Source organism: Actinomycetota bacterium (assembly GCA_028698215.1).
In the GTDB taxonomy this organism is placed as follows: Bacteria; Actinomycetota; Humimicrobiia; order Humimicrobiales; family Humimicrobiaceae; genus Halolacustris.
In genome coordinates this window covers 1-25,199 of sequence record JAQVDY010000022.1, presented here as the reverse complement: position 1 = coordinate 25,199, position 25,199 = coordinate 1, and the positions used below count along the sequence as shown (strand labels likewise).

At 40.9% G+C, this 25,199-nt stretch carries 26 protein-coding genes; 11 read left to right on the top strand and 15 right to left on the bottom strand.

Features of this window, described 5'->3' with window-relative positions; all coding sequences use genetic code 11:
- The 4 genes from PHN32_06975 to PHN32_06960 all read right to left on the bottom strand — a co-directional run.
- Positions 1-1,216: NAD-dependent malic enzyme (locus PHN32_06975; GenBank protein MDD3777331.1), on the bottom strand; the 1,216-nt coding region annotated here is incomplete at its 3' end.
- 62 nt (positions 1,217-1,278) lie between these two features.
- Positions 1,279-2,142, bottom strand: a complete 864-nt coding sequence (locus PHN32_06970; protein MDD3777330.1) for an aminotransferase class IV — start codon at positions 2,140-2,142, stop codon at positions 1,279-1,281.
- The gene (pabB, locus tag PHN32_06965) at positions 2,133-3,638 is read right to left on the bottom strand and encodes an aminodeoxychorismate synthase component I (protein MDD3777329.1); all 1,506 of its coding nucleotides are present in this window, start codon (positions 3,636-3,638) and stop codon (positions 2,133-2,135) included. Before pabB ends, PHN32_06970 begins: the two co-directional genes overlap by 10 nt.
- On the bottom strand, positions 3,635-4,213 hold the full coding sequence (locus PHN32_06960) for an aminodeoxychorismate/anthranilate synthase component II (GenBank protein MDD3777328.1): 579 nt from the start codon (positions 4,211-4,213) through the stop codon (positions 3,635-3,637). The genes pabB and PHN32_06960 overlap by 4 nt, the downstream gene beginning before the upstream one ends.
- A 78-nt stretch (positions 4,214-4,291) precedes the next feature.
- On the opposite strand from PHN32_06960, the gene PHN32_06955 reads away from it, so the two are divergent.
- From PHN32_06955 to PHN32_06920, 8 genes are all read left to right on the top strand, one after another.
- Positions 4,292-5,215, top strand: coding sequence for an ABC transporter ATP-binding protein (locus PHN32_06955; GenBank protein ID MDD3777327.1), 924 nt, complete (start codon positions 4,292-4,294; stop codon positions 5,213-5,215).
- Entirely contained in the window at positions 5,208-5,993 is a 786-nt protein-coding gene (locus tag PHN32_06950; GenBank protein ID MDD3777326.1) for an ABC transporter permease subunit, read from the top strand. Before PHN32_06955 ends, PHN32_06950 begins: the two co-directional genes overlap by 8 nt.
- An 84-nt stretch (positions 5,994-6,077) precedes the next feature.
- Positions 6,078-6,521 (top strand): glycine betaine ABC transporter substrate-binding protein, encoded by a 444-nt coding sequence (locus PHN32_06945; GenBank protein MDD3777325.1) that lies wholly within the window; start codon positions 6,078-6,080, stop codon positions 6,519-6,521.
- Positions 6,518-6,973, top strand: coding sequence for a glycine betaine ABC transporter substrate-binding protein (locus PHN32_06940; protein MDD3777324.1), 456 nt, complete (start codon positions 6,518-6,520; stop codon positions 6,971-6,973). The genes PHN32_06945 and PHN32_06940 overlap by 4 nt, the downstream gene beginning before the upstream one ends.
- Before the next feature lie 9 nt (positions 6,974-6,982).
- Entirely contained in the window at positions 6,983-8,311 is a 1,329-nt protein-coding gene (locus tag PHN32_06935; protein ID MDD3777323.1) for an NAD(P)/FAD-dependent oxidoreductase, read from the top strand.
- Position 8,312: 1 nt separating this feature from the next.
- Positions 8,313-9,428 (top strand): betaine/proline/choline family ABC transporter ATP-binding protein, encoded by a 1,116-nt coding sequence (locus PHN32_06930; GenBank protein MDD3777322.1) that lies wholly within the window; start codon positions 8,313-8,315, stop codon positions 9,426-9,428.
- On the top strand, positions 9,429-10,070 hold the full coding sequence (locus PHN32_06925) for an ABC transporter permease (protein ID MDD3777321.1): 642 nt from the start codon (positions 9,429-9,431) through the stop codon (positions 10,068-10,070).
- Positions 10,057-10,677: an ABC transporter permease gene (locus PHN32_06920; protein ID MDD3777320.1), complete on the top strand. Its 621-nt coding sequence runs from the start codon at positions 10,057-10,059 to the stop codon at positions 10,675-10,677. The genes PHN32_06925 and PHN32_06920 overlap by 14 nt, the downstream gene beginning before the upstream one ends.
- A gap of 5 nt (positions 10,678-10,682) precedes the next feature.
- Here the strand turns inward: PHN32_06920 and PHN32_06915 are convergent, their stop codons facing one another.
- The 8 genes from PHN32_06915 to PHN32_06880 form a co-directional block, all read right to left on the bottom strand.
- Positions 10,683-11,099, bottom strand: a complete 417-nt coding sequence (locus PHN32_06915) for a secondary thiamine-phosphate synthase enzyme YjbQ (protein MDD3777319.1) — start codon at positions 11,097-11,099, stop codon at positions 10,683-10,685.
- 83 nt (positions 11,100-11,182) lie between these two features.
- On the bottom strand, positions 11,183-12,271 hold the full coding sequence (locus PHN32_06910) for an isocitrate/isopropylmalate dehydrogenase family protein (protein MDD3777318.1): 1,089 nt from the start codon (positions 12,269-12,271) through the stop codon (positions 11,183-11,185).
- Positions 12,268-12,774: a 3-isopropylmalate dehydratase small subunit gene (locus PHN32_06905; GenBank protein MDD3777317.1), complete on the bottom strand. Its 507-nt coding sequence runs from the start codon at positions 12,772-12,774 to the stop codon at positions 12,268-12,270. Before PHN32_06905 ends, PHN32_06910 begins: the two co-directional genes overlap by 4 nt.
- A 2-nt stretch (positions 12,775-12,776) precedes the next feature.
- On the bottom strand, positions 12,777-14,030 hold the full coding sequence (locus tag PHN32_06900; GenBank protein MDD3777316.1) for a 3-isopropylmalate dehydratase large subunit: 1,254 nt from the start codon (positions 14,028-14,030) through the stop codon (positions 12,777-12,779).
- A gap of 12 nt (positions 14,031-14,042) precedes the next feature.
- The gene (locus PHN32_06895) at positions 14,043-15,221 is read right to left on the bottom strand and encodes a homocitrate synthase family protein (protein MDD3777315.1); all 1,179 of its coding nucleotides are present in this window, start codon (positions 15,219-15,221) and stop codon (positions 14,043-14,045) included.
- Positions 15,222-15,224: 3 nt separating this feature from the next.
- Positions 15,225-16,433: a homocitrate synthase gene (gene nifV, locus PHN32_06890; protein MDD3777314.1), complete on the bottom strand. Its 1,209-nt coding sequence runs from the start codon at positions 16,431-16,433 to the stop codon at positions 15,225-15,227.
- Positions 16,434-16,623: 190 nt separating this feature from the next.
- Entirely contained in the window at positions 16,624-18,075 is a 1,452-nt protein-coding gene (locus tag PHN32_06885; protein ID MDD3777313.1) for an RtcB family protein, read from the bottom strand.
- A 10-nt stretch (positions 18,076-18,085) separates the two neighbouring features.
- Complete coding sequence (locus PHN32_06880; protein ID MDD3777312.1) at positions 18,086-18,517, bottom strand: archease; 432 nt, start codon at positions 18,515-18,517, stop codon at positions 18,086-18,088.
- 112 nt (positions 18,518-18,629) lie between these two features.
- Here PHN32_06880 and PHN32_06875 point away from each other — a divergent pair, with 112 nt between their 5' ends.
- Positions 18,630-19,547 carry a methylenetetrahydrofolate reductase gene (locus PHN32_06875; GenBank protein ID MDD3777311.1) on the top strand — a complete coding sequence of 306 codons (918 nt, stop codon included), beginning with the start codon at positions 18,630-18,632 and terminating at the stop codon, positions 19,545-19,547.
- Between the two features lie 128 nt (positions 19,548-19,675).
- Complete coding sequence (locus tag PHN32_06870; GenBank protein MDD3777310.1) at positions 19,676-19,987, top strand: hypothetical protein; 312 nt, start codon at positions 19,676-19,678, stop codon at positions 19,985-19,987.
- A gap of 200 nt (positions 19,988-20,187) precedes the next feature.
- Here PHN32_06870 and PHN32_06865 read toward each other — a convergent pair whose 3' ends face one another.
- From PHN32_06865 to PHN32_06855, 3 genes are read right to left on the bottom strand one after another with little or no spacing between them, the layout of a single operon-like run.
- Complete coding sequence (locus tag PHN32_06865; GenBank protein ID MDD3777309.1) at positions 20,188-21,705, bottom strand: hypothetical protein; 1,518 nt, start codon at positions 21,703-21,705, stop codon at positions 20,188-20,190.
- Positions 21,702-23,099, bottom strand: a complete 1,398-nt coding sequence (locus tag PHN32_06860; GenBank protein ID MDD3777308.1) for an SAM-dependent methyltransferase — start codon at positions 23,097-23,099, stop codon at positions 21,702-21,704. The genes PHN32_06865 and PHN32_06860 overlap by 4 nt, the downstream gene beginning before the upstream one ends.
- A complete protein-coding gene (locus tag PHN32_06855) occupies positions 23,077-23,316 on the bottom strand; it encodes a hypothetical protein (protein MDD3777307.1) in 240 nt (79 codons plus the stop codon). The genes PHN32_06860 and PHN32_06855 overlap by 23 nt, the downstream gene beginning before the upstream one ends.
- A 313-nt stretch (positions 23,317-23,629) precedes the next feature.
- Here PHN32_06855 and PHN32_06850 point away from each other — a divergent pair, with 313 nt between their 5' ends.
- Complete coding sequence (locus PHN32_06850) at positions 23,630-25,096, top strand: DUF3298 domain-containing protein (protein ID MDD3777306.1); 1,467 nt, start codon at positions 23,630-23,632, stop codon at positions 25,094-25,096.
- Positions 25,097-25,199: the final 103 nt, after the last annotated feature.

Below are 25,199 nucleotides of genomic sequence, written 5' to 3'. Positions count from 1 at the left end.
CTATCAAGTCCTTTGCCTTTCCTTCAATAAGATCCAGGTCTACATCCGGGGGAGCATAGCCAGTTTCTACTGCCGCCTTGGCTACGCTTACTGCTACCGCTGGCAACACCCTGGGATCAAAGGGCTTGGGAATTATATAATCGGTTGAAAGTTCATCCTTAATAATGCCGGCAATAGCCCTGGCCGCAGCCACTTTCATTTCCATGTTGATCTCTTTAGCCTGTGCATCCAGCGCACCCCTGAATATTCCGGGAAAAGCCAGTACATTATTGACCTGGTTGGGATAGTCGCTTCTTCCGGTAGCCATTATCTCTACCCCGCATTTAGCTGCCAGTGCTGGAGAAATTTCCGGTTCGGGATTAGCCATGGCGAAGATAATGGGCTTATCCGCCATGCTCCTTACCATATCTTCGGTCAGTATGTCGGCAGCAGATACCCCTATAAATACATCGGCATCCTGCAGGGCTAGGGCCAGGTCCCCGGTAATATCTTCAGCATTGGTAAGCTCTGCTATTTTAGCCTTATAGGGATTTAGGTCCTGGCGGGAGGGCGCCAGCATGCCTTTGGAATCACAGACCTTTAGCCTCTTGGCCCCCAGGTGATTGAGCAGATACACTATGGAAGTACCGGCCGCTCCCGCGCCGCTAAGTACAATATTTATCTCTGCCAGTTTCTTGCCATATACCTTCAGGGCATTAAACAGGCCGGCCAAGGTCACAATAGCGGTTCCGTGCTGGTCATCATGGAAGGTAAGCATTCCTGTCTCTGCCTTAAGCCTTTCCTCTATTTCAAAACAGCGGGGCGCTGAAATATCTTCCAGGTTTATACCCGCAAAAGAAGGCTCCAGCAGTTTTACCGTATTTACTATGGTGTCTGTATCCTGGCTTTCGATACAAATCGGAAAAGCAGAAACACCGCCGAAATTACGGAACAGCACGCATTTGCCTTCCATTACCGGCAATGATGCCCTGGCCCCAATATTGCCCAGGCCTAAAACCGCAGACCCATCGCTTACCACCGCTATCATATTGGCCCGGGCGGTATAGGTGTTAAGTAGAGAGGGATCTTTGGCTATTTCCCGGCAGGGTTCAGCTACCCCCGGTGAATAAGCCAGGGCAAGATCGTGCTCATCCTTGGTGGCTACCTTGCTTATTACATCTATCTTACCCCTGTATTTCCTATGCATAACTAATGCTTCTTGATATATGTCCATCATTTTCCTTTCCATATTATTTTAAATAATAATAATATAGTTGATGCAAAAAACCAAAGAGATAATTACTCTGGGTATTGGTTGGTAAATAAAGAGGCCATCAAACTACTAATGGGTCCTACAGTTTTATTACCAACCGAAAAATTTTCAATTGAAGTAACTGGCATGACATCCATTATGGAGTTAGTTATAAAAATTTCATCAGCAGCAACCAGGTCTGGAAAACTAAATTTTTTCTCCCTTAGCTTAATATGGTGATGCCTGCATTCCTCTATAACCATCTGCCTGGTTATGCCAGGCAGAATATTATAAGTAAGAGGCGTAGTATAAACCTGTTGGTTTTTTACCATAAATATATTGCTGGTAGCTCCTTCTAGAACTGTACCCTTCTCCGTTAAAAATATTGCCTCTTGGGCTTGCTTCCCCACAGCTTCATTCTTAGCATATATATTCTCAAAATAATTTATCAGCTTATAACGGTAAGCAATACCGCCATAAGCAGGCCTGGTTACTTCAGATTTTATTATTTTTACTCCCTGCCTATAATACTGAACAGGGTAAGGTTTAAGAGGCTTTGTTATTATCAATATATTAGGTTTAGCCACCAAAGAGAAATTTAGTTCACCCTTAAACCTTCCCCTGGTAGCTATAAGTTTAATATAGGCTTTTTTGGCCTGCAATCCATTTTTTTCCAGGGTCGAGCTAATGGCCTTTTTGATATCATCTGGATTTATTTTATGACCATAGCATAAATCATCCATAGCCATCTGCCACCGGCTTAGGTGTTTCTCCAGGGCATAAACTTTACCCCCACTACTTTTCATGGTCTCAAATATTCCATCCCCAAAAAGAAAGCCCCTGTCCATAACTGGAATGGCTGCTTCCTGTAAGGTATAAAATTTATTGTTCAACATAATTTTTAAGGCCATAAATTTCTCTTTCCGCTGCAGTCAATTTTAAAAAAATCAAATGCCTGCTCAATAGCCCGGCCCTTATCCAAGGTCTCCTGGTATTCACTTTCTGCATCAGAGTCAGCTACAATTCCTCCACCAACATTGTAATAATAATCCTTACCTTTAATTATAATGGTTCTTATCGCTATATTGAAATCAAAACAACCATCTAGAGAAATATATCCTATACTACCGGTATATACCCCTCTTTGACAGGGTTCTAATTGATCTATAATTTGCATTGCCCTAATTTTGGGAGCTCCGCTAATAGATCCGCCGGGAAAGGTGGCCTTTAGTATATCTACAAAACTTGTATTTTCTTTCACTTTTCCGCATACGGTAGATACTGAGTGCATAACCTGCGCATACTTCTCAATTACTGCATGGGCCATTATCTTTACACTGCCATAATCACAAAATTTTCCTAAATCATTCCTTTCCAGGTCAACAATCATATTTAACTCTGCCCTGTCTTTCATGCTGTTTTTTAACTGTAGCTTATATCTTTTATCTTCCCTTGCGTTTTTACCCCTGGGCCTGGTGCCCTTTATGGGTCTGGTTTGAATATGATTGTTTTGGCTAAAAAGGAATCTTTCAGGAGAAGAGCTGGCAATATAAAAATCATCAGCTTTAACCAAGGCTGAAAAGGGAGCCGGATTTATTCTTCTTAAAATATAATAAAAATCCTTGGGCTCTATATCAGCGCTATATTTGAACCTCTGGCTTAGATTTACCTGGTATATATCCCCCTGTTTTATGTATTCCTTTGCCCTATTTACTACAGACTTATAATTATCTTTTAAAAAGTTTGACTGCATCACAGAATTTTTTAGATCCAAGCCCTTATACTTTTCTAAAATCATCTTATAGCCACTTTGCCTGCTGTTTATCATTTCTTCCAGTTTCTTAGATTCTTGGCCTATTACATCCTTTATTTTTCCCAGGTTGTTATTCTCAAATATCCTTATATAATTCCACTGCTTATTTTTGTGATTAAAAGCAGCTACTTTACGTGGAAATATCAAATAAATTAAGGGCATTTTATAATCATCTGCAGCAGTCTGGGGCAACTTTTCAATATAGTTTTTTAACTCATAGGCAAAATAGCCCATAAAACCTCCTTTAAATAAAGGAAGGTGACCTAATTTGCCTATTTTTTTTATTTTATTATTGCCAGCCCAGAAAAAATTTTTCTCTCTTTGCTCCCCTACAGTCTTAAGCAAACGGTCTAAGGACTTTAAAGGATGCTGGCCAGGCATGAAATCTAACTTGCACTCTGAAACAAACAAGTTCTTGTCCCCGTAACTGCTAAACACCATTAAAGGATCCCACCCCAGATAGGAAAAACAGGAATAGGGGGAAGGGAGGCTGCTGTCCAAAAAAATTAATGGTCCCCTGTTTTCAATATTATAGAAAAAATCTTGTGGGCTTATTTTTATATTAAGTCTTTTAAATACAGTAGTTATACTCATAGTTTAAGGAAGTTCTTTAAGATTTTCATTCCCTGCCTGGTTAAAAATGATTCAGGATGAAATTGTATTCCCTCTAAAGGATATTGGCAGTGTCTTATTCCCATGACTATTCCCTCTTCGGTTTGGGCAGAAATAGTCAAGGGAGGGGTGATGGTAGAGATATCTACTATCAGGGAGTGGTACCTGGCTGCCCGGAAAGGATTGCGTACCCTACTATAAACGGTTAAACCATCGTGATATATTAGGCTGGTTTTCCCATGCACTACCTGGCTGGAGTTAATGACCTTAGCCCCAAATACTTCACCTATGCACTGATGGCCCAGACAAACTCCCAGTATGGGAACCTTTTGGTAAAATTCTTCTATAACCTGTTTGGATATTCCACCATCTTTAGGCCTGCCAGGGCCGGGGGATATTAGGATCCTGGAAGGTTTTAATTGTTCTATCTGGCTAATAGTAACCTTGTCATTTCTAATCACCTTTATGTTCTGCTTTAAGCATCCAAGGTACTGCACCAGGTTATAAGTAAATGAATCATAATTATCTATAACCAGCACATCTATGTTCTTTTTCAATGTTTTCTTCTTTACTAATATTTAAATATTAATTATTATACCTATTTGACGGTGACAAATATAGTATCGGGCCTGGTTATGATAACTGCAGATAATCTAACTAAAAAATTTAATGGTTTTCTGGCTGTTAATAATATTTCGTTTAAGGTAGGTGAAGGTGAAATATTTGGCTTTTTAGGCCCCAATGGCGCAGGTAAAACCACTACCATAAGAATGCTTTCTACCCTTATGGCCCCCACCAGTGGAGACATAACCATTGATGGCCGTTCCCCCCAACAGGACAGCACTTATATCCGGTCCATAATAGGGATACTTACCGAAACCCCTGGAATGTATGAAAAGATTTCTGCCTATGAGAATTTGTCCTATTTTGCTTCCTTTTACCATATGGCGGCAGCCCAAAAGGATGCCCAGATAGAAAAATTGCTTAAGATGTTTAAGCTATGGTCCAGAAAGGATGAACTGGTGGTTACTTTTTCCAAGGGCATGAAGCAGAAACTAGCATTGGCCCGGGCCCTGGTCCATCAGCCTAAGATACTTTTTTTAGATGAACCAACCTCAGGGCTGGATCCGGAAAGCGCCCATATGGTAAGGGATTTTATTTATTCTTTAAAAAATGAAAATACTACTGTTTTTCTATGTACGCACAATTTAAATGAAGCTTCCAGCCTCTCTGACAGAGTGTGTATTATAAATAAAGAGATCATTAAGGTCGCCTCTTTGGATGAACTTCAAAAAGATCAAAAAATAAGAAAAGCAGAAATTATTTTAGCCCAACCAGCTGGCCCTTTCCAGCTATCAGTAAGAAGCATACCGGGAGTAATTGAGGTAGAAGCTAAAGAGAATAAGCTGATACTTGACCTTGAAAAGCCGGAGCAGACTAATGCCAATATAATTAAGCAGCTGATCCAGGATGGAGCACAAATAGTGTACTTTAATGAAATAAAGGAAAGCCTGGAAGAAATTTACCTTAACCTAATAAAGCAGGAAAGAAATGAATAATGCCCTTTTAATTTTTAAAAAAGAAATTAAGGAAGTAATTAGAAACAAAAGCATTTGGGCTCCCACCTTAATGGTTAGCTTAATCTTTTCTGTCTTTCTGCCCTTGGGCTTGATGCTGTTCATGGATTTTACCCAGGATTCTGAAATATCAGATTTTACTGCCAAGATATTTGGGGAGCAGGTAGACATTACTACTGCTATGATAGGCTTTATGGTTAAGCAGTTTACTATATTTTTGCTGCTTATCCCAGCCATGGTACCTAGCCTTATTGCTCCCGCTTCTATTATTATGGAAAAGGATTCCAGGACCTTGGAGCCGCTGCTGGCTACCCCCATTAAAACCAGTGAGCTGCTGCTGGGAAAAACCCTTACCAGTATGATACCTTCATTTGTAATTTCTACCATCAATTTCATTGTTTTAAGCATAAACATAAATATACTGGCCTACCTTAAAGCCCAGATTATACCCCTTCCTAACCTGGAATGGGTAGTAACCGCCTTGATTTTAAGCCCCACTATTTCCTTTATTATTACCATCATCAGTATAATATTTTCCTCTAAAACTACTGATATAAGGTCAGCCCAGGGTATAGGGAGCACCATTATATTCCCCATTTATTTACTGATAGGTTTGCAGATTGCTGGATTGTTCTTAATAAATTACCTGTATCTGCTCCTAGGGTGTGTGGTGCTTCTGATAACTTGTCCCCTACTGCTAAAACTGGCTATAAAAGTATTTGACCGGGAAAATATTTTGACCAATTGGAAGTTTAAATAAGCTAATAAAAACTTGATTGAGTACTTTAGGGTTTTGGTGATAAAGTAACTATTAATTGCAATAAAGGGAAAGGAAGCCAAGGCCATGCACGGCAGGAAGAAATTTATTATAGCCCTTTCTTTAATTTTATTAATAGTATTTATTCTACTTTCATCATCCTGTGCCAGCCAGAAAGTAGTAATCGGATCCAAACCTTTCAACGAACAATATATTTTGGCCCATATGATTGCCCTTTTGCTGGATGAGGAAGGCATTGAAGCTGAGGTACAGGAAGGACTGGGCGGAAGTTCCATTAATTATGAAGCCTTAAAACAAGGCCAGATTGATGCTTATGTGGAATATACCGGTACTGCCTACAGCGTTATACTGGATTTACCTCAGAAAAAAACCTGGGACCCTGAGATAGTATACACTGAATCAGAAGCAGGAATGATGGAAAAAGATGATATACATATCGCAGTAAATATTGGCTTTCAAGACAATTACGGTATTGCTGTCCCCGAAAATGGGCCCTGCAGAACAGCATGAGCACCATCAGCCAGCTAGGCGGTCTGGCAGGACAATTAACCATAGGCACTGACCCGGAATTTGCTACCAGGCCTGACGGCCTGCCCCAGCTGGAAGAAGTCTACGGAATTACCTTCGGCCAAACAGCCCAGATGGAACCTACCTTGATGTATGAAGCCATAAAAAACGGGAACGTGGATGCCATTTCAGGATATACTACTGATACCCGTATAGACCGTTTTGAATTAATGTTTTTAGAAGATGATAAAAATGCCTTGATACCATATGATGCCATTGTGCTGGTTAACCGCGGCCTGATGGAAAATAGCCAGGCAATGGAAGCTTTACTAAAACTGGAAAATAAAATTGATACCGATACTATGAGGCAGCTAAACTACCAGTATGACGTAGAGCAAAGGGAAGCTAAGGATATTGCCAGGGATTATCTACTGGCACAAGGCCTTATAAATTAAGGGAGGGAAATGAACAGCTTATTTGATGTTGCTATAATTGGCAGTGGCGTGGCTGCTACTGCTGCTGCTTTCGAATGCAGCAAAAATGGCTTGAAAGTAGCAGTGATAGAAAAAGATCTGTGGGGAGGAACCTGCCCCAACAAAGGCTGTGATCCTAAAAAAATTTTGTGGGGGGCAGCTCAACTGGTACGCTACTCCCATAATATTGATTCCTTGTTTGAAGGCCGGATAAAAACTGATTGGTCCTCCCTTATTAAGTTTAAAAGGACTTTTACCCAACCCTTTCCTGCTAAAAGAAAGGATGCTTTTGTTAAAGCTGGAATTGAGGTTATAGAGGGTGCTGCCTATTTTAGCAGCCCCCACCACCTGCAGGTGGGATCCCATACTCTTAAGGCAGATAAAATACTGATTGCCACCGGGGCTAAACCTAGGCCTTTGGGCATAGAAGGACAACAATATGCCATTACCAGTGAACAGTTTTTAGAAACTGCCGAACTTCCTGGATCCCTGTTGTTTATTGGGGGAGGGTTTATTTCTTTTGAGCTGGCCCACATAGCCGCCACCGCTGGCATAGATATTACCATAATCCATAATGATTATAACCCCCTGCCTGTATTTGACCCGGACCTGGTAGAAAAACTGCTTCAAATTACTAAAGAAGCCAATATAAAATTTATTCCAGGCTCACCAGCCAAAGAAATTAAAAAGAATGGCAGCAAGACCATAGTTGTAACTGATAAAAGAACTTGCCAATGCGACTTGGTCGTACATGGAGCGGGAAGAATTGCAGATATAGACCAATTAAGGCTGGAACAAGCAGAAGTTAAATATGGGGATGCTATAATAGTGAACCCCTACATGCAGAGTATTAGCAGTCCCCATATTTATGCAGCGGGGGATTGCGTACAATCCAGCCCTCCCCTAACACCGGTCGCCTCTATGGAAGGAAAAACAGCAGCCTTTAATATTATAAATGGAAATAGCAAAAAAATGGATTACTCGGTGGTCCCCTCAGTGGTCTTTACTCTGCCCCCCTTAGCCTCAGTGGGATTGGGTGAAGAAAGGGCAAAACAACAGGGCTGGCAGTATGAAACAGATTTTACAGATACTTCAAACTGGTATAACAGCAGGCGTTTGGGATTAAAGCATACCGCTATTAAAATAATAAAAGAGGCAAATACCGGTAAGCTGCTGGGAGCCCATGTTCTTTATCCCCAGGCGGAAGATCTTATTAACCTTTTTTCCATGGCTTTAAAGCACAATTTAAGTTCCGGACAGATAAAAGAAACTATATTAACCTACCCCAGTGACACTAGCGATATAAAATACTTGATTTAACATGGAAGAAAAAATCTTTGGAAAAATTCAATCTATTTCCATGCAGGGCCTTACCAAAAAATACGGCTCTTCCACAGCCCTTAAAGACTTTAACTTGGAGATTGAAGGCGGACAGCTGGTAATACTCATAGGGCCCAGCGGATCAGGCAAGACTACTGCCCTTAAAACCATTAACAGGCTGGTTGAACCGGATAAGGGTACAGTAACCATAAACGGCCATAATGTAATGAATTATAATCCGGTACAATTAAGAAGAAATATAGGTTATGTGATACAGCAGATAGGCTTGCTGCCACATTTAAACATACAGGACAATATAGCCCTTATCCCTAAAATCGAAGGCTGGGATGCTGAAAAAATAAAATCCAGGGTGGCAGAACTGCTAAAATTGGTAGATCTTCCCCAAGATTTTTCCCAACGGTTTCCCCATCAATTAAGTGGGGGTCAACAGCAGAGAGTGGGGCTGGCCCGGGCCATGGCTAAAGACCCTTACCTTCTATTAATGGATGAACCTTTTGGGGCTTTAGACCCTATTCTACGCAAACAGCTGCAAATAGAATTTTTAAACCTAAAGCAAAAACTGAGCAGAACCATAGTATTCGTTACCCATGATATAGAGGAAGCCTTTAAATTAGGAGACCGGATAGCTATTATGGACAAGGCCTGCCTGGTCCAGGAAGGAAAGCCGAACCAGCTCATACTGGAGCCTAAGAATCAATTTGTTTCCGACCTGGTAAGCTCCCATAAAAAATTTCTCCATATGGATAACCTATCTGTAAAAGACCTGATGATTCCCCTGGAAAAAAAATACCTTTTCGATGAAGATACAAGCGCTGAACAGGCAACGGAAATAATGAGGCAGTCTAATATAGAATTAGCGGTAATACTAAAAGATAACAAATTTAAGGGAGTAGCTTACCTTAATCAAATATGCAATTTGAAGGCTAAAAATCTGGGACAGGCTGCAGAAACTATTAAGCAATTTAACCCTTACAGGCCTTTGTCTGAAGCTATTAGTGAATTAAAGCAAGAAGGGCTGACCCTGGCTATGGTAACCCAGGATAGCCAGCCAATGGGTATCATAACTGCTGATAAACTTCTTTTGGAGCTGGTTTAGATGCTGTCAGAAATATTCCAATTATGGGATATGCATAAACTGGGATTACGTACCCTGGAGCATTTAAGCATGTTTGGGCTGGCCATGATTTTTTCCATTTTTTTAGGAATTGGGATAGGGATAGTTCTATACACCAATAAGAAAATATCCAATACCGTATTTAATATATTAAACCTCATCCAGGTTATACCAACCCTGGCCTTACTTGTATTACTGCTGCCCCTGCTGGGTTTAGGAAAACTGCCCACCGTTGTGGCCTGTATTCTGTATTCTGTCCTTCCTATTGCCAGAAATACCTATTCGGGGCTGGCCAATATTGGAAAAGATTATATTGAAACCGGGAAAGCTGTTGGTTTAAGCGGCAAAGATATCTTGATAAAAATCAGGATACCCTTGGCCCTGCCGTTAATTGCAGGGGGGATAAGAATTGCCGTTGTGTTTACTATCGGGGTTATTACTTTGGGGGGATTAATTGCTGCTGGCGGATTGGGGGCACCCCTTCAAACCGGTATCCATCTCTATGATAAACCTTTAATACTATTTACCGGTATATGGGTGGGCCTTATCGCTTTAATTTTTGACGGAATAGGGGCTTTAGGGGAAAAACTGCTGAAAAAAAGGTATCATTATGGAAATGTTTAGTAAAATTTTAACCCTTACCGCAGAACATTTGGCACTTGCTTACGGATCATTGGCCATAAGCATATTGGCAGGTATAGCCCTAGCGGTAGCTTCCCTTTATAACCGTAAATTGGCAGTAGTAATAATTACCTTAGCTAACCTGGTTGAAGCTATTCCCAGTTTTGCGGTAGTAGCCCTGGTAGTGCCCCTGATGGGCATAGGGTTTAGGCCGGCCATAGTGGCCATATTATTCAGGGCTTTGCTTCCAATCATCAAGAATACTTATATAGGACTTAAAAATGTAGACGCAGCTTATCTGGAAGCTGCCAAAGGGATAGGGCTTACCAACTTTCAAATACTAAAAGTTATCAGGTTTCCCCATGCTTATCCGCCCATGTTCGCCGGCATTAAGTTTGCAGCTATACTTACCAATGGTATTGCTGTTTTAACTGCCATAATTGGCAGCGGAGGATTAGGTAAACTGGTATTTGAAGGATTAGCCAGCTTCAATGTCAAAAAAATCATATACGGAATAATCCCGGTTATGTTGATTTCCCTAGCTACGGAAGTTATATTGACCCTGGCAGAAAAAAAGATTACCCCTGCCGCTTTAAGAAAACAGGCTTAAATAACCTATTCTCCAATTATCTTTACCAATACCCTTTTTCTTCGCTTACCGTCAAACTCACCATAAAATATCTGCTCCCAGGGACCGAAGTCCAGGCGGCCTTCAGTTACCGCCACTACTACTTCTCTTCCCATTATGCTTCGTTTTAGGTGAGCGTCGGCATTATCCTCATAACCATTGTGCCTATACTGGCTGTATGGTTTTTCAGGGGCAAGTTTTTCCAGCCAAACTTCAAAATCATGGTGCAAGCCTGATTCGTCATCATTTATAAATACACTGGCGGTAATATGCATAGCATTACACAGAAGCAAGCCTTCCTTTATCCCGCTTTCAGCCAGACAACTTTCTATCTGGTTGGTTATATTTATCAGCTGTCTCCTCTGGTTTGTATCAAAAAACAACTCTTTCCGGTAACTTTTCATGATCTTCCTCCTGTTTGAACCAAAACAAAGCTAGTTAATAAGCCAATAGAAACCAATTTTTTAGCTTCTATTGGCTTAAATTATTATTTCATTATTTTAATCTTTTCCACTATTGCATCTGCATATTCCCTGGTGCCAACAGCAGTGGGATCATCCCGGTCCTGTTTAAAGTCATAGGTTACATATTTACCCTCTGCGATATTGGATGCTATAGCTGACTCCAGAAGCTGGGCACGCTCTGGCTCGCCAATATGCTTGAGCATAAGCACTCCGGACAGCATCATGGCGGTAGGATTTATTTTATTCTTACCTTTATACTTGGGAGCGCTGCCGTGAGTAGGCTCAAATAAAGCAATCTCATCGCCAATATTTCCACCGGGAGCAACACCCAGTCCCCCTATCAGCCCGGCTGCTAAATCAGATAAGATGTCTCCGTACAGGTTGGGAAGCACCAATACATCATAAAGCTCGGGTTTCTGAACCAGCTGCATGCACATATTATCCACAATGCGGTCTTCTGCTTCTATATCCGGATACAGGGCTGCTACTTCCCTGAATATATCAAGGTATAAGCCGTCAGTGTATTTCATGATATTGGCTTTATGTACCCCTGTAACCTTCTTACGGTTATTTTTCCTGGCATATTCAAAAGCAAATTTTATAATATTTCTACTACCGGTTACAGATATGGGTTTTATGGAAATACCGCTGTCTTTTTTTATTTGTATATCTTTTTTTGCCTTTATAAAATCTATAAGTTCCAAGGTCTTTGCATCATCCTTTTCAAATTCAATTCCAGCATATAGGTCTTCAGTATTTTCCCTTATTATTACCAGGTCTATATCCTTATATTTACTCCTTACCCCCTCATAGCTTTTGCAGGGCCTGACACAGGCATATAAATTAAACAGCTTTCTCATAGCTACATTAACACTTCTAAACCCTGTCCCTACAGGAGTGGTTATGGGTCCCTTTATACCCACTTTATTTTTCTGCAGTGAATCAATCACCCTCTGGGGAAGGACTGTCCCTTCACTTTCATAAACTTCCGCTCCAGCATTAACTTCATCCCATTGAATATCCACACCAGTAGCTTCAATTACTTTTACTGTAGCTTCGGTAATTTCTGGACCGGTACCATCACCCGGTATTAAAGTTATTTTGTGTCTCATAGGTTAAACCCCTTATTCTTAATTATATGTTCAGTTAATCCTCCGTCTGATAATATTTTTATCATGACTGGGGGTAAAGGATTGAACTTTATGTCAATCCCCTTATCCAGGTTGTGAATGACTCCCTGGGATAAGTCAATCCTTAATTTGTCCCCTTCTTCTATCTGGTCCGTATCACAGATTAAGGCCGGCAGTCCCACATTAATGCAGTTCCTAAAAAATATCCGGGCGAATGATTTGGCTAAAACAGCTCCCACTCCTGCCAGTTTAATAATGGTAGGAGCATGTTCCCGGCTGGATCCCAGGCCAAAATTACGCCCTCCCACTACAAAATCGCCAGGCTTGACCTTCTTGGCAAAATCAGGATCTGCATCTTCTAATACATGCTTGGCCAACTGGGGTAAATCAGACCTTAAATGAAATAGTCTTCCCGGAGCTATAAGGTCGGTAGATATATCATCCCCAAACTTGAAGCTTCTTCCTTCCAGTATATTATCTTTCATATCTATAACACCTCCCTGGGATCAGCAATATAACCTTTAACCGCGCTCCAGGCAGCGGTAGCTGGAGAGCTAAGATAAATAAATGAGTCAGGATTCCCCATTCGACCTTTGAAATTCCTGTTTTGGGTAGACAGGCAAACCTCACCATCTCCCAAAATACCCTGATGCACCCCTACGCAGGGCCCGCAGCCTGGGGCCATGATAGCTGCACCGCTTTCAGTTAAATCTTTTAATATACCCTTCTCCATGGCATCTAGATAAACCTTCCTGGACGCTGGTACCACAATCAGCCTTACTCCCTTGGCTACCTTTTTCCCTTTTAGTATATTGGCCGCCAAGGCCAAGTCACTTAGTCTACCGTTGGTACAGGTACCTATAAAAACCTGATTTATTTTTATAGGTTCCAGCTCATCCACTGCCGCTACATTATCTACGGTATGCGGCAGGGATACCATAGGAGAAATAGCAGAGTAATCCACTTCTATCACCTTTTCATAGGCAGCACCCTCATCAGCAAAGACATGCTTAAAGCAATTGCCTCTTTGAACGCTTTGCAGGTACTGTTTGGTAATATTATCAGAAGCAAAAAGACCGGTTTTAGCCCCTGCTTCCACAGCCATATTAGACACAGTAAACCGGTCATCCATGCTCATATGGCTGGCTGCTGGGCCTCCAAATTCTAAAGCCTTATAGGTTGCCCCATCAGAGGTAATCTTGCCTATTATGTAGATTATTAAATCCTTGGCAAAAACTCCCTTTCCAGGTTCCCCTTTTATATCAACCTTAATGGTGTGAGGAACCATCAGCCAGGTTTTAGCCAGTGCAAACCCCACTGCTATATCAGTTGATCCCATACCGGTAGAAAAAGCAGCCAGGGCACCGGAAGTACAGGTGTGAGAGTCTGCGCCTATGACTATGTCATTGGGGCATACATAATCTTCTACCAGTATCTGATGACATACTCCCTGCCCTATTTCACTAAGTTGAACACCGGTCTTATCCGCAAATTTCCGCATTACCATTTGTGCGTTTGATAACTCCTTACGGGGGCTGGGAGCGGCATGATCTATAAATAATATGGATGAGGAAGGTTTCTTGACCTGGTTAAAGCCCATTTTTTCAATCTGGCTTACAGCCAGAGGACCAGTCCCATCCTGAGCCATGACCACATCCACATCCACTACTGCAATATCTCCAGCTTTAACCTCTGATGCAGCATGGGACGAAATTATTTTTTCTGCTATTGTCTTTTGCAACTCTATTCCTTTCTACTCATTGCTAACTGATTCAGCTTTTTCTCTTTCTTCCTTTTCCTTGGCATAATCCATATAAATATACATAAGCTCCTTGTCAAACAGTGTCCTCTTTAAGTCTACTGCCATTTCCCTATACAGGGCCAGTAAATCATTGGCTTCCTTGTCTGTCAAATCTATGCCGAACTCTTTGAATTTATGCAATATGGTATGGGAGCCAGAATGTTTCCCTACTACCAGCTGCCTGGTCAATCCCACTTCGCTGGGATTAAACACCTCATAATTTTTAGGATTTTTTATTACCCCATCGGCATGTATTCCAGACTCATGGGCAAAAACATTGGTTCCTACTATGGCTTTCCATACCGGTATAGCCCTAGCAGAAGCTTTAGCTACATATTCAGCAACCTCCCTAAACCTTATGGTGGCAATTCCCAGCTCCAAATTTTCCAAATATCTTAAGGCCATTACTATTTCTTCTAAGGCAGCATTTCCGGTACCTTCACCTAAACCCCCTACTGAAACCACTATGCTGGAAGCACCTGCCCTGGTGGCGGCCATGCCATTAGCGGTAGCCATTCCAAAATCATTGTGATTGTAGACTTCCAGGGGAAAATTAATGGAATTGGCTATGCTGTTTATGTATAGAAAAGTCCTGAAAGGATCCAGTTTACTGACTGTATCACAAATCCTGAACCTGTAAGCTCCCCTCTTTTTAGCAATTTGAAGTATTTTTAATATGAATTCCAGGTCAGTCCTGGTGGCATCCTCTGCACTTACTATAAAATTCATATCATTCTTTTTAGCCACTCTTATAACTTCCTTAAGGCGGTTAACCACCCAAGTCTTGTTCTTATTATATTTATTTTTAATATGTATGTCGGAAGTGGATATATTTAATATTACATTTTTTATGCCAGTCTGGGCAGCCAGCTCCACATCTTCTACAAAAGGCTGGCAATAGGCAAAAACCTTGGCTTTTAAGTTTAGGTCCACTATGGATTTAATAATGTCCCTTTCCAGGGCACCTAAGGCAGGGGTACCCACTTCAATTTCAGTAATGCCTATTTCGTCCAGCATTTTAGCAATTCTTATTTTTTCATGTTTGGAAAAAACAACTCCTGCTGTCTGTTCCCCGTTTCTTAAAGTAGTATCAATTATGTTTACCTGACGTTTTTCTTTCTTCATAACCATGGCTTACTTACCTCCTTTTTTTGAGGATTTGTCTTTCTTCCCTATAAATGACTTATAGGTATCTATGATTTCACTATCAAAAAGCGATCTTTTTAATGCTACCGCTTTCTCCCTTAATATCTCTACCAGCTCTTTGGCCTGGGCTTCTTCAATAGAATAACCCAGGGATTTTAGCTTGGCGGTAAGGGATGCTATTCCAGAATATTTTCCTACTATGATTTTTCTTTCCAAACCCACATCTTCTGCCGAGAACAGCTCAAAAGTACTAGGGTCTTTTAATACTGCTGCCGCCTTGTTTTCCCCTTCATATACAAACAGGTTTCCCCCCACTATGGGTTTCCAGGTAGGTAAAACCCTGCTGGAGGCATTAGCCACATATTCTGAAAGGGATCTCAGTAATGTAGTATTAAAACCCAGATCCACATTTTCAATATATTTTAAGGCCATTATTAATTCTTCAAAAGCTGCATTCCCGGCTCTTTCTCCCAAACCATTAATGGTAGTATTAACATAGGTGGCTCCCGCCTTTATTCCAGCAATAGCATTGGCAATGGCCATGCCGAAATCATTATGGGTGTGCATCTCTACTTCAATACCTATAATGTCTATAATATTTTTCACCCTCATGAAAGTATCGAATGGATCCAGTATTCCCAGTGTATCGCAATATCTTAGGCGGTCTGCTCCAGCATCCCTGGCTGTTCTGGCAAACTGCAGCAGGAATTCCATATCTGACCGTGAAGCATCCTCTGCATTTACTGAAACATATAGATTATGTCCCTTGGCATAGTCCACACTTTTCTTGATGCTTTCCAATACCCATTCCCTGCTTTTTCTCAGCTTATGCTCAATATGTATGTCTGAAGAAGATATGGATATGGCTACAGCATCCACCCCACACTCAATAGATGCGTCTATATCAGACTTAACCGCCCTATTCCAGCCTAAAATACTGCAGTTAAGGCCCAGGGAGGCAATACTTTTTATTGCTTCCTTTTCATCTCCTCCCATGGCAGGAATGCCTGATTCCAGCTGCTGTACCCCTATTTTGTCCAGCATCTTGGCAATTTGGATCTTTTCGTCATTAGCAAAAACTACTCCTGCTGTCTGCTCGCCATCCCTTAATGTAGTATCATCTATCTTTATTTTAGTCGGGTCGATTTTGTTGCCCGCTTTTTGAGAAAATTCGGTTAGAATATCTATTCCCCTCATAATAATCCCTCGCAATCTGAAATTTTTTTACAAAATTGGTAAAAAAACAAATTTTTTTAATTATTTTACAAAATTTAAAATATTTTTAATAAATTTAATTAATTATAGCATTCTTTCTAAATTTTACTATAATTTTATGATTAGTGGGAATAGAAAGCATAAAATTAGAATTATTGATTTGGTACCCTATTTAACCCTTTAATACCCCTAATGGTTTTAACCTGGCCACTTTTTCCGATAAGCCGGCCTTATGGGTAATATCCACTACCTTTTTTACGTCTTTGTAGGCCTGGGGGGCTTCTTCAGCAAGGCTAGCCATACTGTCAGCAATAGCTATGATTCCATGTCTTTGCAGTAAATAGTTTTTTACATCCTGTCCCCGTACCATCTTTTTAGCTTTAGTCCTGCTCATCATTCTTCCTGCTCCATGGCAGGTGGAGCTAAAGCTTTCATGCTCTGAAGCTTCGGTCCCCTTTAGGACATATGAGTATCTTCCCATATCTCCTGGAATTATAACTGGCTGGCCTACTTCCCGGTAAGGCCGGCATACCAGTTCATGATGCGGGCCTAATGCCCTGGTAGCCCCTTTGCGGTGCACGCATAAACTTATCTTTTTGCCTTTCCAGGAATGGGTTTCCACCTTGGCTATATTATGGGAGACATCATAGAGCAATCCTAAACCCAGTCCATTAGCAGACTGCTTAAAGTATTTGGTAAAAGTTTCGGTTACCCAGTGGCCCAGGCATTGCCGGTTAGCCAAGGCAAAATTTACAGCAGCAGCCATAGCCCCGTAATATCTTCTTCCCTCCGGGGAATTTAAGGGGGCACAGGCTAACTGCCGGTCCACCAGCCTTATATTGTACTTAGCAGAAGCCTTACCCATCAATTGCAGGAAATCACTGCACACCTGGTGCCCTAGCCCCCTGGATCCAGAATGTATCATCACTGTTATTTGGCCTTCCTGAAGTCCAAATACGCTAGCAGCCTGGCTGTCATAGACCTTCTCTACCATTTGCAGCTCTAAAAAATGATTACCGGAACCCAAGGTGCCCAGCTGGTCGCTTCCCCTCTGGTAAGCCTTGGAAGAAACCAGGTCTGGTTCTGCTTCCTCCATAAAACCATTATCCTCAATAAACTGCTGATCATCTTCCTGGCCGTAACCCTGGCCTATGGCCCACAGGGCTCCTTTGCCTAGTACTTTCCTTATCTGTTTTGCCGATAACTTGATTTTACCTCCCGTTCCCACTCCCTTGGGGACGGAAAAAGACAAACGGGACATCAGTTCCGGCAAATGTTTTTTAAAATCATCATAGCCGAAACCGGTACGGTACAGCCTGACTCCGCAGGATATATCAAACCCTACTCCCCCTGGGGATATAACTCCCAGTTGGCTGTCCATGGCTGCCACTCCCCCTATAGGGAACCCATATCCATAGTGTATGTCCGGCATAGCCAGGGAAGCCCCCACTATCCCCGGCAGGGTAGCCACATTTATTACCTGGTCCAAGGTTTTTTCCCTGGCCGCATGCTCTATTATATCTTCATCCCCGAAAATTATACCGTCGGTAAGCATCCCCAAATCCTGCTGCCTCGGTATCATCCATTTGTAATCATTTATTTTTTCCAGTTTATAGTCATTCATTTAAATCACCTCATATATCAAATATTAGCTGGCAGCGCCACTGGCCGTTTTGTTCAATCTTTAGCTGGTGGTAGGTTGCCGCTTTTATGGCTACCTTAATTTCATGCTTGTTTTGGTCAAAGGGCTCGCCCCAAACTTCCGCTTCTATCTGGGTATTTTTTTGCAAAGCTAGCTTATTAATGTTAAAACGGGAAAATAACACTTTGCTGGTTTCAAATTGGTAAATCAATTCATTGCACCAGGCTACCATGGCCTCTTCATAGCTGCTGCCGCAATCCTCCCTTATGCTTATTTTATAACTGTCCCTGGCCAGTATCCTGCTATCGGTCATAACAGCAAACATTCCCTGGCCCATATAGGCAAAAAGCTCCTCAGGGCTATTCCCCCAGGCCTCTACAGCCACATCGGATAAATTTTCAATTATGCGGTATTTTGGTTTCATAAAGTTTTTAATATAAATGGCAGTCCCTTCTTTTATATTAGACTTCAATTTGTAAAAAGGAAATAATTCTATTAAAATAATCAGCAACTTACTTACTTTTAGTGGAGGAAATATGGCAGAAAAAAATGCTCCCCAACCAGGTACTTTTCAAAAATCATTGGATGAAGGTAAATTTACCATAACCTGTGAAATAGGACCTCCCAAGGGAGTTAATGTACAAGAAATTTATGATACTGCAAACTTGCTCAAAGGTCTGGTAGACGGAATAAATGTTACTGATCTCCAAAGCTCAGTAATGAGGCTGGGTTCCCTGGCTACCTGCCACTTATTAACAGATATGGGGCTGGATCCCATATTTCAGTTAACCTGCAGGGACCGTAACCGCCTAGCCCTTCAATCCGATTTGCTAAGCGCTTATGTATTAGGGATAAGAAATATACTGGCTCTTACTGGAGACCATGTTTCAGTGGGAGACCATCCGGAATCCAAACCGGTAAATGACCTGGATTCAGTCTCCCTGTTATGGACAGCCGGCAGGCTGGAACAGGGTTATGATATTGCTGGAAACCCATTGGACGGAAGCCCCTCCTTCTTTAAGGGAGCAGTGGTAAACCCCGGTGCTGATACTGAACCTGCATTGGAGCTTCAACTGATTAAGATGAAAAAGAAAATTGAAATGGGCGCTCAATTTTTCCAAACCCAGGCTATCTTTGAAGCAGATGTTTTTGAAAAATTCATGGAAAGGGTTCACCAGCTAAAGTTGGAGGTACCGGTAATGGCCGGAGTGATATTACTTAAGTCTGATAAAATGGCCAATTACATGAACAAGTTTGTACCCGGTATTTTTGTACCTCCTTCCATTATGGATAAGATGGCACAATCCCAGGACAAGGTAACTACCTGCCTGGAAATCCTAGTGGACCTTATAAATAAGATAAAACCTGTGTGTGCCGGAATCCATATACAAGCTCTGGGATGGGAGAAACATGTACCCCGTCTCTTGGAAATGTTGGGAATAGAAAAAAAATAAATTTATTTGCTTGAATTATATTTTTATTATTGTACAATAACAGCAATTCATTTCCCCTTCGAGCGGTTTTTTAACTAAAACCGCTCATTTTTTTTGCTTTGTTTCAGTTTTATATATATTATAGGGATATGGATACAAAAATTATAAAAGGCATTAAAGACAAAATAAAGGAAGTTGAAAAATTAAGGGATTTTGATGCCCGGCATCCCCGGTTTAGGGCTTGGCACGTTTCTACCATAGGTCTGCTTAAACTCCTCCCTGCTGAATTTAAAGGTAAGCTGGCTGAATTTAAAAAACTTTCTTTTGAGGATACCAAATACCGGAGGGGCAAAAACCTCTATGATCCTGCCCAGAACCAAAAATACCTGGAAGACCTTTCTGCTGCCGCTTCCCTCCTGTCCAGCCTTATACCTAAAAAATCTAAACAGGATAAACAGTAGTCACACCTTTATTTAAAATTTTAGGTATTTCATATATATTTCAATTAACACAAATTAGGTTAATGACAGTTTCTGGTTAATTTTGGTTATACCATATGCCAGAAGTTTCTTTAATGCCTTTTTATCGAACCCTCTTTTCAAAAACCTTAAAATTAATACCTGCCAAATTATAGTAATAGTGAGCACAGCAGTCTAAAGAGTTATTTATAGGTTACTATGTCCGTTATATCAGTAAAACGGTAAGGTTCAACTTCAAAGGAATTGTAGCTTTTATCTTCCAGCAAGGAAAAATCGGTTCCAAAATAAGTATTGAACACTATCCTGAAAGAGTTAACAGGGGTAATGGAAGAATAGAGAAGATCATAGTTTTGCCTGGGGAAATAATAGGCATTAAAAATCCTCATTCCTTCCCTGAACATAGAATCAGTGGGATATTGCCCCTCTACATAGGTATTCCTGGGGCCGTGGTCTGCCTGCAGTATAATAATGGGTTCCGTTTCTGGCTGAGAAAGCACCCTGTCTACAAATACCATTATTTCCTGATTTAGATATATGAGCTGATCCAAATAATAATCTTTCTGTTCAGGCCCCCATATATTCATATCAAAACTGGTTTCAGGCACCGGTCCTCCTTCCCGGTTAAAAATATAGGGGGGATGGGGGCAAACAACATGGGCAAAAACAAAATTATTTCCATCCCGGTCCGGTACCCGTGACAGCTGCTCGAAATTGTTAATAACCCTCATCCTGGCAATATCCTTAAAGAAATTTTTTTCAAAAACAGTAAGGGCCGTGGTTTGTATCAGCAGAGTCTGGAACTCACTCCACCTGCTCTGGGAAACAGAAATGTTTTGGTCAGCATACTGATTATAGTTGGTGGGACCCCATCCTGAACTAAAATGTATATACTTATAGTTATGGGATTTAAAAAAATCAACTACCCGGTTTTGCTCAATCATGGCATAAGGCAGAGACCGGTCATTAGACTGGTATCCCAGCTGCTCCCCCAAATAGTTTATGTATTCCATATTCAATGACGAAGCCATGGATAAAAAGGAGCTGGGGTAGTTACTGACACTCTCCGAAGCAAGGTAGAAGCCTTTCTGCTCCAAATATTGGGTAAATTCACTATTATCATAACCGTATTCTTCTTTCAACGTGGTGGAATTAGCATAACCGTCTAATATGATATAGTAAACATCCATATCCGTATGGATTTGGCTCTCCTGGCCTGATTTGGGCTCAAACTCCCAGCTGGCATTGCTGGATTTTATCTTAAATATGGAAATATTTATTATTGAAACCAATATAAGGCCAACTGCTACTATGTTTAAAACCTGGTTAATGTTTTTTAAATCTATGCGGGTTCTAGCTACCAGAAAAATACCAATCACAGCTAATATTAACCACAGCAGGGCTAGGTAACGGTGCCTTCCTATTAATAGCGGTCCTATTTGTTTTCCTTCCAGCATATTATAGATATGGCCATAGGAAAAAAACAAAACCACCAATATAGCCGTTATTAATGCGGACTTGTTAAGTTTTTTACGGATAATCAGCCATATTACTACTAATATCAAGCCCACAGCGGCCACAGCAACGGCTGCAGGTATCGGCACTTCCCTGAAGGCCACCTGCCCCATATTCTGGGAATATAGGAATAGTATGGGAAATAATGCCAGCAAGAAAGGGTAAAACACCCAGTTTTTTTTACTCATACCGGTGTTTCCTTGTTTTCCATAAGATATACAGTTCTTTTTGAATCTGCTATAGCCTCTGCCCCTTTAATGATAAAATATTGGCTAAATTCATGTTCAAATGCCTGCTGGTGATAATTGGAAAAAATATCTTCCCTGGTAGCCAATAACCTTTTTACCTGGGAGTCGTCCTTGGGCACAAATTCGATTATCAGGTAACGGCAGCAATGTCTAAAAAGGGAGGCAATTTTACCCAAAGGCAGATTATTGGAAATAGCCAAGTGGTGGATTAGGGCCAGGGCCAGTATGGTATCTGCCGGTCCTCTCTCCGCCAGGGATTTTCTTTCTTTATTTTCCCATCCATTTCCTGGCGAAGGGTTGGACAGGTCCATTAACAGGGGTAAAATGAAGGCTTCTTTGTTTGCCTTGCCTCTGCTATAATTTTTTTCCACCGCTCCATAATCCATATCCATGGATATAGTATAAATCTTTTTACTGCTTCCTATTCTGCTAAACAAACCGTCATTGGCTCCAAAATCCCAGAGGGTAGCAGAATTGGTTGGGATTAGCATGTCTTCTACAATCTTCTGTTTATGGTTAAATGCTTTTTTAGAATAATTGGTATCCTGGTAATAATCAGCCCACTCCGTTCCCAATCCTTTTACTTTTAATTTTTTAACCAATGAAAGCAGGCTTTCGGTTAACCCCATAAATGCCAATTTGCTTATTTTACGTTTGCCTACCTCTACTTTTTTATCGGCAAAATGTTTTTGGCTTTTAGCATGAAGGTGGATATGGGACAGCAGGGGAAAATTAAACCTGGTGCTCCAGGGAAGCAATTCACTGGCTAAATCCAAAGGAATTCCGTCCAGATTAATCCTCAGCAGCTGGTTTAACCTAATATCCCTGTAACACATCAGGGCCAGGGGGGCAATAAAATGCTGGCAGGCCTGCCGGTAAGGAACCCATATCTGCCCTGGCCTGTATTTTTCAAAGGACAAGGTATCTATAAACACCGGACTGCAACCCTTAAACTGTATGTTATAGGCACTGCAATCTTTTAGGGTCATACCATAATCCATTGCTATCTTTTGTATGGTCAAAGTAACCAGGGCAGCCTCTTTAAGCTGACCAAAGCACCACTCATAGGGGTAGGAAATAAAAGGTATGGGTTCCGGTTCAATTATCTTATAAGCTTTACCGGGGATTGCCGGAGCAATCCCTGCTTCTTGATGAGGAATCAGCAATCCCAGTTCTGTTAGCTTCTGGTACAGGCCAGACGTCATTAACAAGTCATAATCCTGCTTATAGGAATTGTTTACTTGCCGGTAAATTTTACCTTGATAGGTAAATAGAAAACCACTGGGATCCCTGAAGGAAGCGGGCTCTATTTTACTGTTTGGGAGACTGGTCACCTTTCTTTCCCCTTGTGGAAGGTTTGCTAAAGAAAGCATAAATCCTGCGCCAGAATACCTTTATGCCTAGTGCCCCGCCTAAGAATATGGCAATAAGTATTTGTATCATATAGCTTCCGCTGCCTGCATCCAGGTAAGCATAAACATGTGGGGGAGCTATAAAATAGAACAGAAAAAAAGCAATGGTGATATATAAAAAAAACTTAATATATTTCATAGGCCATACTTCCTTTGCTTTAATATTTGGCTACACCTTACCGTAGTCTACATCTTAGACCAGTTTTGGTAATCATAATAGACTAATTTTCAATTTTAGAAAAATTATTTTTATTTTTTCCTGTTTTTTTAAACCAGCTTTCTAAAATCAAGGTAGCTTATTTAATTATTATGTTTAAACTTAAAATTTAAGCTTAGCGGCAAACTCATGGTCGTCATAACTTAAGCAGGCAGTACATTTTACCGGCCGCTATCCCTTTATTATATTTTTTAACCATCCTATAATAACCAAAAAATTATAACAGGAAAGCTTAATGCCTAAAAAGTTTACAGTTATAGTAGCCATATTGGTTTTAGCTTTGATATTAACCATTACCGATTGCACTCTTTCTTCAGTCCCGGATCCTGCTGATGGTCAAAAAATAGGCTCCGGGACTGAAATTCAAGCACCAGCCCCGGTTTTAGAAAATGATTCCAAATCAAAAACAAATGCTGATTTTGCAAACCACAGCGCTATTGAGTATATTTCTGACATTGCAGGTATTTCCTTGATTTACCCCCAAAATAAAGTTTTTTTAAGCTCCAGTAAATATATAAGCAACCCTAACCATAAACTTAATCTGGTAATAGAGGAAAATAAACTAGAAAACATCATAGATAAAAGCAAAGCCAGGGAAGAAAAGGAAAGCCTGCAGCAGGAAGAATTTAGCTTAGTAGATCAGTTAGCCTTCCAGCCCTCTAAAAAAATTTATGAAAAAGGACAAATAAAAATAAAGGAATATATAATTTTTTCTAAAGGCAATCCTTACCTGACCGCTTTTGAAAGGAAAGCTATTTTCTTTACTAAGGGATGCCGGGTAGAGATTGCACTTTCCCTGCCGGCAGAACCGATAACCGATTCCATGGAAAATTATTTTGCTTATGACACCTCAGGTCAAAGCTCAGTACCTAAATGGGATACAGGGCAACAGCAAAATTTATATCAGGACCTGGTAAGAGGCCAGGCTCCCCGGCCAGTACAGGAATGGTATGATACTTTCGATGCATTGATAGATTCACTTCAACTAGATGGCCAAGATAAAAACAGTACCGGCTATAGCCAGGTAGTAGGAAAGACTCTATATGAGCAACATTCTCCATATCCGTACCAGGTCACAGTATTTTATCCCCAACTTTTACCTTTAACCTTCCCCCAGGCCCCAGTCAATGATGTAATTGTTAATGATATCTTAGAAATGGCGATAGGTGATTTTAAAAGCATAATTAATCAAAACCAAGAATTGGGCACTGACGGCAGCACCCTGGGTAATTCGCTTTCTGTGGATTATTCACTGCTTGAATTTAATCCGGTATTTACTTCCATCCTATTCTATGTTTACCACTACACCGGTGGAGCACACGGTATGCAATATTTTGATACCATCAATTACAGCTTCCATGACAACAGAATTTTTGGTTTAGATGATCTGTTTAGGCCTGGCTTTGATTATCTTAAATTTTTATCAGATTATTGTTTTGAGGATCTAAAAATACAGATGCAGATGGATGAACAAAACTTCCTGCCGGAAATTAGCTGGATAAAAGAAGGAAGTGCTCCCATCAGGGAAAATTATTCTAATATATTAATTACCAAAGAAGCGATTATAGTTAAATTCCTGCCCTACCAGGTCGCCTCTTATGCTGCCGGAGAATTTACGGTAAGCATTCCCTATAGCCAATTTGAAGAACATATAGATAAAAAAGGGATAGCTTCCCATATCTTTACTGGCAATAGTTATTGATGAGATTACTGAAAACCCACTAGTTGAGCTGCTTTTCCCCCGGCAATAAATTTAACCTCTTTTAAGCTTAAATCTTTCAGCTGGCTGCTGCTTCCGTTTTTAA

Bases quoted from the DNA above. Each gene is read 5' to 3' on its own strand.
- PHN32_06970 (MDD3777330.1), bottom strand. From the start codon at position 2,142: ATGGCCTTAAAAATTATGTTGAACAATAAATTTTATACCTTACAGGAA.
- pabB (MDD3777329.1), bottom strand. From the start codon at position 3,638: ATGAGTATAACTACTGTATTTAAAAGACTTAATATAAAAATAAGCCCA.
- PHN32_06955 (MDD3777327.1), top strand. From the start codon at position 4,292: ATGATAACTGCAGATAATCTAACTAAAAAATTTAATGGTTTTCTGGCT.
- PHN32_06950 (MDD3777326.1), top strand. From the start codon at position 5,208: ATGAATAATGCCCTTTTAATTTTTAAAAAAGAAATTAAGGAAGTAATT.
- PHN32_06945 (MDD3777325.1), top strand. From the start codon at position 6,078: ATGCACGGCAGGAAGAAATTTATTATAGCCCTTTCTTTAATTTTATTA.
- PHN32_06940 (MDD3777324.1), top strand. From the start codon at position 6,518: ATGAGCACCATCAGCCAGCTAGGCGGTCTGGCAGGACAATTAACCATA.
- PHN32_06935 (MDD3777323.1), top strand. From the start codon at position 6,983: ATGAACAGCTTATTTGATGTTGCTATAATTGGCAGTGGCGTGGCTGCT.
- PHN32_06930 (MDD3777322.1), top strand. From the start codon at position 8,313: ATGGAAGAAAAAATCTTTGGAAAAATTCAATCTATTTCCATGCAGGGC.
- PHN32_06925 (MDD3777321.1), top strand. From the start codon at position 9,429: ATGCTGTCAGAAATATTCCAATTATGGGATATGCATAAACTGGGATTA.
- PHN32_06920 (MDD3777320.1), top strand. From the start codon at position 10,057: ATGGAAATGTTTAGTAAAATTTTAACCCTTACCGCAGAACATTTGGCA.
- PHN32_06915 (MDD3777319.1), bottom strand. From the start codon at position 11,099: ATGAAAAGTTACCGGAAAGAGTTGTTTTTTGATACAAACCAGAGGAGA.
- PHN32_06910 (MDD3777318.1), bottom strand. From the start codon at position 12,271: ATGAGACACAAAATAACTTTAATACCGGGTGATGGTACCGGTCCAGAA.
- PHN32_06905 (MDD3777317.1), bottom strand. From the start codon at position 12,774: ATGAAAGATAATATACTGGAAGGAAGAAGCTTCAAGTTTGGGGATGAT.
- PHN32_06895 (MDD3777315.1), bottom strand. From the start codon at position 15,221: ATGGTTATGAAGAAAGAAAAACGTCAGGTAAACATAATTGATACTACT.
- nifV (MDD3777314.1), bottom strand. From the start codon at position 16,433: ATGAGGGGAATAGATATTCTAACCGAATTTTCTCAAAAAGCGGGCAAC.
- PHN32_06885 (MDD3777313.1), bottom strand. From the start codon at position 18,075: ATGAATGACTATAAACTGGAAAAAATAAATGATTACAAATGGATGATA.
- PHN32_06880 (MDD3777312.1), bottom strand. From the start codon at position 18,517: ATGAAACCAAAATACCGCATAATTGAAAATTTATCCGATGTGGCTGTA.
- PHN32_06875 (MDD3777311.1), top strand. From the start codon at position 18,630: ATGGCAGAAAAAAATGCTCCCCAACCAGGTACTTTTCAAAAATCATTG.
- PHN32_06870 (MDD3777310.1), top strand. From the start codon at position 19,676: ATGGATACAAAAATTATAAAAGGCATTAAAGACAAAATAAAGGAAGTT.
- PHN32_06865 (MDD3777309.1), bottom strand. From the start codon at position 21,705: ATGAGTAAAAAAAACTGGGTGTTTTACCCTTTCTTGCTGGCATTATTT.
- PHN32_06855 (MDD3777307.1), bottom strand. From the start codon at position 23,316: ATGAAATATATTAAGTTTTTTTTATATATCACCATTGCTTTTTTTCTG.
- PHN32_06850 (MDD3777306.1), top strand. From the start codon at position 23,630: ATGCCTAAAAAGTTTACAGTTATAGTAGCCATATTGGTTTTAGCTTTG.